We start from the raw sequence: 8,479 nt of genomic DNA, 5'->3' as shown, positions 1-8,479 counted from the left end.
TGGCGTGGCCACCAGTCGATCCGGTTCGACCTGCAAAAGGCCCTTTTGTTCGGCTGCCCGACGGGCTTCGCGCAACTGCTCCAGCGGCAAGCCGGTGCGCTGGGTGAACAGCTGGGCTTCCACGCCATCGGACAGGCGCAGGGCGTTCATCAGGAACTCGAACGGCAACTCGTCGACTGGCAGCAGCTTCTCACCGGCTTTGTACGGTTTGGCCAGGTTCAGGTAGTCCTTGGGCAAGCGAGTCTTCCAGGTGCGCAGGATACGGCCGTCAGCGAAGGTCAGTTTGCCGTGGGCGCCGGCGCCGATGCCGATGAAGTCGCCAAAACGCCAGTAGTTGAGGTTATGCCGCGCAGCGCGGCCAGCCTGAGCATAGGCCGAGACCTCGTACTGACGAAAACCATGCTCGGCCATCAGCGCCTGGCCGGCTTCCTGGATGTCCCAGAGAATGTCGTCCTCGGGCAGCTCCGGCGGCTGGTTCCAGAATACCGTGTTGGGTTCGACGGTCAGTTGGTACCACGACAGGTGCGTGGGCCCCAGGTCCATGGCTTGGCGCAGGTCGCCCAGGGCGTCTTCCAGCGACTGATCGGGCAGGCCGTGCATGAGGTCCATGTTGAAGTTGTCGAACCCGGCCGCGCGCGCCATGCCGGCTGCCCGGACGGCTTCGTCACCATTGTGGATGCGCCCCAGTGCCTGCAGCTTGGCCGGCTGGAAGCTCTGCACGCCAATGGACAGGCGGTTGATGCCGGTTTGCCGGTAGGCCTTGAACTTGTCCTGCTCGAAGGTGCCCGGGTTGGCCTCCAGGGTGATCTCGATGTCCGCTGCGAACGGTATGCGCTGCTCCACGCCGCGCAGCAGGCGGCCCAGGGCGCCTGCACTGAACAGGCTGGGCGTACCGCCACCGAAGAAGATCGAGCTGATCGGCCTGCCTTGCACCGCCGCCAGCTCCTGGTCCAGGTCGGTCAACAGCGCCGCGACGTATTCGTCTTCCGGCAGCTCAGGGCCGGCCGCGTGGGAGTTGAAGTCGCAGTAAGGGCATTTGCGCACGCACCACGGAATGTGGATGTACAGCGCCAGCGGCGGCAGGCTGGTAAAGCCCGCCGCGCCAGGGGTAGCCAGCGTTGCGATCATGCCAGGCCCAGGCGTTGGCGCAGCAGCGCCATGGCGCGGGCGCGGTGGCTGAGCTGGTTCTTGTCCACAGGTGCCAGGTCGGCGCTGGAGCAGTTGCGTTCGGGCACCCAGAACAGCGGGTCGTAGCCGAAGCCATGCTCGCCACTGGCCTGGAACAGAATGCGCCCTTGCCACAGGCCCTCGCAGAGGATCGGGAGCGGGTCATCCGCGTGGCGGACCAGTGCCAGCACACAGACGAACTGTGCACCGCGCTCGGCTTCTGGCACGTCTTTCAGCGCGTCGAGCAGCTTGGCATTGTTTGCCGCGTCACCCTTGCCATCGGCATAGCGCGCCGAGTAGATGCCCGGCGCACCGCCGAGGAAGTCCACGGCCAGGCCGGAATCGTCGGCCAAGGCCGGCAGGCCGGAAATACGTGCAGCGTTGCGCGCCTTGAGGATGGCGTTCTCGACGAACGACAAGCCGGTTTCTTCCGGCTCTACCTGGCTGAATTCGCCAATCGAGCGCAGTTGCACCGAGTGGCCGAGCATGGCCTGGAGTTCCTTGAGTTTGCCGGCGTTGTGGCTGGCCAATACGAGTTGCTGGAAATTCATCATTCGCCTGGGAACACTTCCTGGTTGAAACTGAGGGAGTTGCTGATGCCGCCGGTTTCGATAATCTGCTTGAACCCTAGCGGGCTGCTGCGCACGGGGCGACACATGGGGCGCTTTCTCCGGTGTGCGTCAGACCGCCAGCTGGCGCTCTTGCAGGTTAGGGCTGCTGACGCGGTAGATGCCGATCTCACCCAGAAGATTAGGCCAAAGCCGGCCACCCCACCCATTGCGGTGCAGGTGGTCGACCGCCAGGCGGTCGAGCACCTTGGCGCGGCGCTCATGCACCAGCTCTTCAAAGTCGGCGAACGTGCAGAAGTGAATGTTCGGGGTGTTGTACCAGGTATAGGGCATGAAGTCCGATACAGGCATGCGGCCTTTGGTCGCCAGGTACCAGCGGCAACGCCAGTGCCCGAAGTTGGGGAAGGTGATGATGCACTGGCGGCCCACGCGCAGCATCTCGTCGAGGATGCGATCGGGGTACTCCACGGCCTGCAGGGCCTGCGTCATGATCACCACGTCAAAACTGTTGCTGGCGAAGTTGCCCAGGCCTTTGTCCAGGTCTTGCTCGATGACGTTCACGCCCTTGGCCACGCAGGCGGCGATGTTGTCGGGGTCGATCTCCAGGCCATAGCCGGTGACCTGCTTGCGGTCACGTAGCGAGGCCAGCAGTTCGCCGCTGCCGCAGCCCAGGTCGAGTACCCGGCTGCCGGCGGGGATCCAGTCGTGGATGATTTCCAGATCGGCTCTCATGCTGTCCTCAGATGGCAATGCGGTTCATGTAGTTCGAGAAACCCTGCATGTAGCGAGGTGTGGGGATCAAGAAGGCATCGTGCCCATAAGGTGAGTCGATCTCCAGGTAGCAGACGTTCTTGCGCGCTGCCATCAGGGCGTCGACGATTTCCCGCGAACGGGCCGGGGAGAAGCGCCAGTCGGTGGTGAACGACATGATGCAGTAGTCCGCCTTGACGTTGGCCAGAGTGGCTGCTAGGTCGCCGCCGTGGGCGGCAGCCGGGTCGAAGTAGTCCAGCGCCTTGGTCATCAGCAGGTAGGTGTTGGCATCGAACCGCCCGGAAAACTCCTCGCCCTGGTAGCGCAGGTAGCTCTCGACCTGGAACTCGACGCTGTGAAAGTCATAGTTGAGCTTGTCGCTCTTTAGCTCGCGGCCGAATTTTTCACCCATCGAGTCATCGGACAGGTAGGTGATGTGGCCGACCATGCGCGCCAGCATCAAGCCCCGCTTGGGGATCACGCCCTGGTCCTGGAACGAACCGCCGTGGAACTCGGGGTCGGTGAGGATGGCCTGGCGTGCCACTTCGTTGAAGGCGATATTCTGCGCCGACAGTTTCGGTGCCGAGGCGATGTCGACGCAGTGGCGCACGCGCTCCGGGTAGGTCATGGTCCACTGCAGCGCCTGCATGCCTCCCAGGCTGCCGCCAACGATGGCTGCCCACTGCTGGATGCCCAGGCGATCGGCCAGGCGAGCCTGGCTGTGCACCCAGTCTTCCACCGTCAGTACCGGAAACTCGGCGCCGTAGGGTTTGCCGGTGGCCGGGTTGACGCTGCTGGGGCCGGTGCTGCCGTTGCAACCGCCGAGGTTGTTCAGGCTGACCACGAAGAAACGGTTGGTATCGATGGGCTTGCCAGGGCCGATGCAGCTGTCCCACCAACCCGGTTTACGGTCGGTGGCAGCATGGTAGCCGGCGGCATGGTGGTGGCCAGACAGCGCATGGCAGATCAGCACGGCATTGCTCGCGCTGGCATTGAGGGTGCCGTAGGTCTCGTAGACCAGCTCGTAACTGGCCAGGGAGCGGCCGCAGGCCAGCGCCAGCGGTTCATCGAACCGGGCGGTTTGCGGTACTACCAGACCGACGGAATCTTCGGGAAAGACAGTGGACATCGACCCTGCTCACGCTTGACGGAGGCGTAAGTCTAAAGAGCGCTACCCCCAGCGGCAAGCAAAGGCTTGCCGCTGGGTGCATGCGGGGTCAGATCATCCGCCACAGCTCCTGGGGCATGCCGGCATAGGCAGCCAGCGGTGGCATGACGAACGACTGGATCACCTGAATCGCCAGGAAGGCGAAGATCGGCGAAATGTCCATGCCGCCCAGGTTGGGCACGATGCGGCGGAAGGGGGCCAGCACCGGCTCGCTGATCTGGTAGGCCAGTTCGGCGGCGGGGTTGTGGCTGTTGGGCGCAACCCAGGAAACGATCACCATCACGATCATCGCCACCCAGAAGATCTTCAGGAACAGCGAGGTAATGCCGATGATCGCCCACATCAGCAAGTGCAAGACGTCACCGAAGGTGCCATAGGTGACCATCAGCACAAAGGCCATCAGCAGCGCCTGGATCAGCACCGACAGCAGCAGCGACGAGGTGTCCAGGCCGCCAATGCTGGGGATGATGCGGCGGATCGGCTTGAGCAGCGGCTGGGTGGCGCGCACCGCGAACTGGCACAGCGGGTTGTAGAAATCGGCCTTGACCAGCTGCAGTACGAAGCGCAGCAACACGATCACCAGGTACAGGCTGACCAAGGTTTGCACCACGAAAATCGCGGCGCCGGAGAGTGCATTCATCGATAACTCCTTATTTGCCCAGTTGTTCGGCCAGTTCGGCGGAGCGTGTCGCGGCAGCCTGCAGGGCCTGCTCGACGATCGCTTCGAAGCCGCTGGCCTGGAACGACTTGATCGCCGCTTCAGTGGTGCCGGCGGGCGAGGTGACACGGCGGCGCAGTTCGGCGGCGTCGACATCGCTGGCGACCGCCATGCGTGCAGCGCCCAAGGCCGTGTGCAGGGTCAGTTGCGAGGCGGTTTCACGCGGCAGCCCAAGCTTTTCGCCTGCGGCAGTCATGGCCTCGATCAGCAGGAAGAAGTAGGCCGGGCCACTGCCGGAAACCGCTGTCACGGCGTCCAGTTGCTGTTCCTGCTCAAGCCACAGGGCCGTGCCTACCGCCGACAGCAGTTGCTCGGCCTGCTGGCGCTGTGCGGCCGACACCTCGGCGGTGGCGTACAGGCCGCTCACGCCCTGGCGCAGGAGCGCGGGGGTATTGGGCATGCAGCGCACCACGGGGCGCGCGCCCACCCAGCTTTGCAGGCTGGCGCAGGTGATGCCGGCAGCGATGGAAACGATAAGTTGGCCATCACGCAGGCTGGGTTGCAGGGCCAGGCAAACCGCTTTCATGACCTGTGGCTTGACCGCCAGCACGATCACGTCGGCGCCGTCGATGGCCTGGGCATTGTCCTCGAAGGTTTCGATGCCGTGTTCGGCCTGGATGCGGCTACGGGTCTCGGCGCCCGGATCGCTGGCGCGAATCTGCGAGGCGTCCAGGCCCTGGGCACGCAGACCTCCGATCAGGCTGGCGGCCATGTTGCCGGCGCCGATAAAGGCAATACGAGTCTTGCTCATGTCAGGTCCTTGTGGAAAAGAGTGAGTAAAGCATGCCATCAGCCCTGGCCGGGGTTAAGTGGGGCGCGGGCGCCGAACAGGGCGGTACCGATGCGTACCCAGGTCGCACCTTGTGCAATGGCCGCTTCCAGGTCGTGGCTCATGCCCATGGACAAGGTGTCCAGCCCCAGGTGCTGCTGTTCCAGCAGGTTACGCAGGCTGGCGAAGGCGGCCTCCTGAGCGGCGCGGTCTTCGGTGGGTTCGGGGATCGCCATCAGCCCGCGCAGGCGCAGGTTGGGCAGGGCCGCCACGGCCTTGGCCAAGGCCGGCAGTTCGGCGGCGGCGCAGCCGGACTTGCTGTCTTCGTCACTGACGTTCACCTGCAGGCAGATGTTCAGCGGTGCCAGCCCGGCAGGGCGCTGTTCTGAAAGGCGTTGGGCGATTTTCAGGCGGTCCACGGAATGCACCCAGTCGAAATGCTCGGCAATGGCTTTGGTCTTGTTCGATTGAATGGGGCCAATGAAGTGCCAGATCAAGGGCAAGTCGCCGAGTGCCTGCTGCTTTGTCAGGGCTTCCTGTAGGTAATTTTCCCCGAAATCGCACACGCCAGCGGCGTACAGCTCGCGGATCGCAGCGGCTGGCTTGGTCTTGCTCACGGCCAGCAGTTGGACGCTGGCCGGCTCACGCCCGGCTGCCTGTGCAGCACTGGCGATACGGGCGGAAATCGCGGAAAGGTTGTCTGCTAGGGTGGACATGGAGGGTGGCCGGCTAGTGTTGGGTTTGCGGCATTCTACCTACTTGAAAGCCTTTGGGGAGTCTCATGGATGTGACCGATCTGTTGGCACGGGCCGTGGCGGTGCAGGCTTCGGACCTGCACCTGGCGGCCGGCCAGACACCCATGCTGCGCCTGGACGGCGAGCTGCAGCGCATGGCCATGCCGCCGCTCGCCGCGGGCGCCTTGGTCGCGGGCATGGCAACCCTGCTCGATGACACGCAGCGCGAGCAGTGGGCGCAAGGGGCTGAACTGGACCTGGCGCTGGCGCTGCCTGCCCTAGGGCGCTTTCGCGTGAACCTGTTTCGCCAGCTGAATGGGCCTGCGGCGACCTTCCGCCTGATCCCAGGGCGTATTGCCACGCTGGATGAGCTAGCGCTGACCGATGTGTTTCAGGCGGTGGTCCAGTACCGCGATGGCCTGGTGCTGGTGGGTGGGCCGACCGGCAGTGGCAAGTCCAGCACACTGGCAACGTTGCTGGACCAGCTGAACCGCGAAAAGGCGCTGCACATCATTACCCTGGAAGACCCTGTTGAAGTTATCCACAGCAGCCAGCGTAGCCTGGTCAACCAGCGCGAGGTCGGCCGCCACAGCAGCTGCTTTGCCCAGGGGCTACGCAGCGCGCTGCGCCAGGACCCGGACGTGATCATGATCGGCGAGTTGCGCGACCTGCAGACCATTCGCCTGGCCTTGCAAGCGGTCGAGACCGGGCACCTGGTGCTGGCGACGGTACATGCGCGCTCGGCGGCCAGCAGCATTGAGCGGCTGGTGGAGGTATTTGCAGCCGATGAAAAGCCGTTGGTGCGGGCGATGCTGGCGGAGTCGTTGCAAATGGTGGTGGCGCAGGTGCTGGTACGCCGCGTGGGCGGTGGGCGGGTTGCAGCGCGGGAAGTGTTGGTGGCGACGCCGGCGGTGCGCAACCTGGTGCGCGAGGGGCGGATGGCGCAGTTGTGTTCGGTGATGCAGGCGGGTGGTGCGCAAGGGATGCGGACGATGGAAGGGGCATTGCGTGAGTTGCGAGAGAGGGGCCTGGTTGACGATTTATAGTGCCTCTACAGGCTCTCTCGCCAGCAAGCCAGCTCTCATAGAACAGTACATAACTTATTGATTTAGCGGGGTCTTTGTGGGAGCGGGCGTGCCCGCGAACACCGGCGTAGCCGGTGCCTGCCACCGCGTCGCCTGCTTCGCGGGCACGCCCGCTCCCACACAGGCCGCGTCGCGGTTACGAATCGAGTTCTCTGTGCGACAGCGCAGCCCGTAGGGCTATGTGATCTCCCACAGGTTCACCACAGTTCTACAGATTTGTGGGGGAGCTGGCTTGCCGGCGATCGGGCCATTGCAGGTGGAAAAAGCTTAGCGCTTGGCCAGGCTCAGTTGCTGCTCTTTCGGCAGCACCCGTTTGGCGACCACGTAATGCTTCTGCCAGTAAGGCTTGCTCAGGTTGTCGATGCTTACCCGCTTGCCGCGGCGTGGCGCGTGGATGAAACGGTCGTTGCCCAGATAGATGGCCACGTGGTTCACCCGCCGGCTTTTGATGTTGAAGAAGATCAGGTCCCCTGGCTTCAACTCGCCCTTGGCCACTTTCACCCCATGGCCCTGGGCCATGGCATTGGAGGTGCGTGGCAGGTCTACGTTGGCCACGTCGTTGAAGGCGTACTTGACCAGGCCACTGCAGTCAAAGCCCTTTTTCGGGCTGCTGCCACCCCAAACGTAGGGGGTACCGAGTACATTGACCGCGCGGCTGAGCACATCGCTGCTCTGCTTGGGCGACATCGCGGCCACCTTGCTACCGCGCGTGCTGGCGGCGCTGACAGTGCGAGCATGGGGCGCAGTCTGCTTGACCGCTGCATGCCTCACGGCGGCATTGCTGGTGTAGCCGGTGAAACCATTGGGAAGACGTTGCTCACGATTGGTGGCGTGGGCGGCCAGGGGCAATAATAGGCAGAGGGTCAGCCATGTCTTGAGTAAAGGCGGCATAGATGAAGCTCTTATGAATAGTTATGTGTTGGGCGCGCAACTTTATAACAGCTTTTTGATCAATTTATGATCCGTTGGTCGATTGGCAGGGTGCCATACGTCGGCCTGTGACAAAAAAGTCACATTTTTTCTTAGAAAATTTTTCCATAACCCACGAGGGCTAGGCATGAACAGTTATCAACAGGGAACGCCCTACCACGACACGCACAGCAAGACCATCGGCTACCTGCTGTGGATTTTCGGCTTCACCGGGTCGCACCGTTTCTACTACGGCAAGCCGATAACCGGCACCCTCTGGTTCTTCACCTTTGGTCTGCTGGGTATCGGCTGGCTGATCGACCTGTTTCTGATCCCGGCCATGGACCGCGAGGCGGACCTGAGGTTCCAGTCTGGGCGCATCGACTACAACATCGCCTGGGTCCTGCTGACGTTCCTCGGCGTGTTCGGCCTGCACCGGCTGTATCAGGGCAAGTGGGTGACCGCGATCATCTACTTCCTGACCGGTGGCCTGTTCCTGGTAGGGGTGCTGTACGACTTCTGGACACTCAATAGCCAGGTGTCCGAGCGCAACGCGGGGCGGGGCTGAGAGGGCTGCTTTGCAGCCCTGTCGCTAGGCAAGGCCGCTGCA

At 63.4% G+C, this 8,479-nt stretch carries 10 protein-coding genes and 1 pseudogene; 2 read left to right on the top strand and 9 right to left on the bottom strand.

What is annotated here, in order from left to right:
• The 8 genes and pseudogenes from hemW to APH30_RS13655 all read right to left on the bottom strand — a co-directional run.
• A partial coding sequence (gene hemW / locus APH30_RS13685) for a radical SAM family heme chaperone HemW (RefSeq protein WP_054912846.1) occupies nucleotides 1-1,128 on the bottom strand: 1,128 nt, incomplete at its 3' end.
• Entirely contained in the window at nucleotides 1,125-1,721 is a 597-nt protein-coding gene (rdgB, locus tag APH30_RS13680) for an RdgB/HAM1 family non-canonical purine NTP pyrophosphatase (protein ID WP_033690803.1), read from the bottom strand. The genes rdgB and hemW, both read right to left, overlap by 4 nt.
• Nucleotides 1,718-1,810 (bottom strand): annotated as a pseudogene (locus APH30_RS29980) (DUF4426 domain-containing protein); the annotation flags it as partial. The pseudogene APH30_RS29980 and the gene rdgB, both read right to left, overlap by 4 nt.
• A 37-nt stretch (nucleotides 1,811-1,847) precedes the next feature.
• Nucleotides 1,848-2,468: a methionine biosynthesis protein MetW gene (metW, locus tag APH30_RS13675; RefSeq protein WP_054912845.1), complete on the bottom strand. Its 621-nt coding sequence runs from the start codon at nucleotides 2,466-2,468 to the stop codon at nucleotides 1,848-1,850.
• A 7-nt stretch (nucleotides 2,469-2,475) separates the two neighbouring features.
• Nucleotides 2,476-3,615: a homoserine O-acetyltransferase gene (locus tag APH30_RS13670; protein ID WP_009684929.1), complete on the bottom strand. Its 1,140-nt coding sequence runs from the start codon at nucleotides 3,613-3,615 to the stop codon at nucleotides 2,476-2,478.
• Nucleotides 3,616-3,703: 88 nt separating this feature from the next.
• Entirely contained in the window at nucleotides 3,704-4,294 is a 591-nt protein-coding gene (locus APH30_RS13665; protein ID WP_009684930.1) for a YggT family protein, read from the bottom strand.
• Nucleotides 4,295-4,304: 10 nt separating this feature from the next.
• Nucleotides 4,305-5,123: a pyrroline-5-carboxylate reductase gene (gene proC / locus APH30_RS13660; protein ID WP_054912844.1), complete on the bottom strand. Its 819-nt coding sequence runs from the start codon at nucleotides 5,121-5,123 to the stop codon at nucleotides 4,305-4,307.
• 38 nt (nucleotides 5,124-5,161) lie between these two features.
• Nucleotides 5,162-5,857: a YggS family pyridoxal phosphate-dependent enzyme gene (locus APH30_RS13655; RefSeq protein WP_054912843.1), complete on the bottom strand. Its 696-nt coding sequence runs from the start codon at nucleotides 5,855-5,857 to the stop codon at nucleotides 5,162-5,164.
• Nucleotides 5,858-5,922: 65 nt separating this feature from the next.
• Here APH30_RS13655 and APH30_RS13650 point away from each other — a divergent pair, with 65 nt between their 5' ends.
• Nucleotides 5,923-6,921, top strand: a complete 999-nt coding sequence (locus APH30_RS13650) for a type IV pilus twitching motility protein PilT (protein ID WP_054912842.1) — start codon at nucleotides 5,923-5,925, stop codon at nucleotides 6,919-6,921.
• A 306-nt stretch (nucleotides 6,922-7,227) separates the two neighbouring features.
• On the opposite strand, the gene APH30_RS13645 is transcribed toward APH30_RS13650, so the two are convergent.
• On the bottom strand, nucleotides 7,228-7,851 hold the full coding sequence (locus APH30_RS13645) for a C40 family peptidase (protein ID WP_009684936.1): 624 nt from the start codon (nucleotides 7,849-7,851) through the stop codon (nucleotides 7,228-7,230).
• 166 nt (nucleotides 7,852-8,017) lie between these two features.
• Here APH30_RS13645 and APH30_RS13640 point away from each other — a divergent pair, with 166 nt between their 5' ends.
• Entirely contained in the window at nucleotides 8,018-8,437 is a 420-nt protein-coding gene (locus APH30_RS13640) for an NINE protein (RefSeq protein WP_009684937.1), read from the top strand.
• Nucleotides 8,438-8,479 lie beyond the last annotated feature (42 nt).

Source organism: Pseudomonas sp. NBRC 111127 (assembly GCF_001320345.1).
GTDB classification, from domain to species: Bacteria; Pseudomonadota; Gammaproteobacteria; order Pseudomonadales; family Pseudomonadaceae; genus Aquipseudomonas; species Aquipseudomonas juntendi.
The sequence above is the reverse complement of the archived record's forward strand: the minus strand, read 5'-3'. Positions and strand labels throughout refer to the sequence as shown.

Coding starts and splice junctions, on each gene's coding strand:
- APH30_RS13640 (WP_009684937.1), top strand. CDS start 8,018: ATGAACAGTTATCAACAGGGAACGCCCTACCACGACACGCACAGCAAG.
- APH30_RS13650 (WP_054912842.1), top strand. CDS start 5,923: ATGGATGTGACCGATCTGTTGGCACGGGCCGTGGCGGTGCAGGCTTCG.
- APH30_RS13645 (WP_009684936.1), bottom strand. CDS start 7,851: ATGCCGCCTTTACTCAAGACATGGCTGACCCTCTGCCTATTATTGCCC.
- metW (WP_054912845.1), bottom strand. CDS start 2,468: ATGAGAGCCGATCTGGAAATCATCCACGACTGGATCCCCGCCGGCAGC.
- APH30_RS13665 (WP_009684930.1), bottom strand. CDS start 4,294: ATGAATGCACTCTCCGGCGCCGCGATTTTCGTGGTGCAAACCTTGGTC.
- rdgB (WP_033690803.1), bottom strand. CDS start 1,721: ATGATGAATTTCCAGCAACTCGTATTGGCCAGCCACAACGCCGGCAAA.
- proC (WP_054912844.1), bottom strand. CDS start 5,123: ATGAGCAAGACTCGTATTGCCTTTATCGGCGCCGGCAACATGGCCGCC.
- APH30_RS13670 (WP_009684929.1), bottom strand. CDS start 3,615: ATGTCCACTGTCTTTCCCGAAGATTCCGTCGGTCTGGTAGTACCGCAA.
- APH30_RS13655 (WP_054912843.1), bottom strand. CDS start 5,857: ATGTCCACCCTAGCAGACAACCTTTCCGCGATTTCCGCCCGTATCGCC.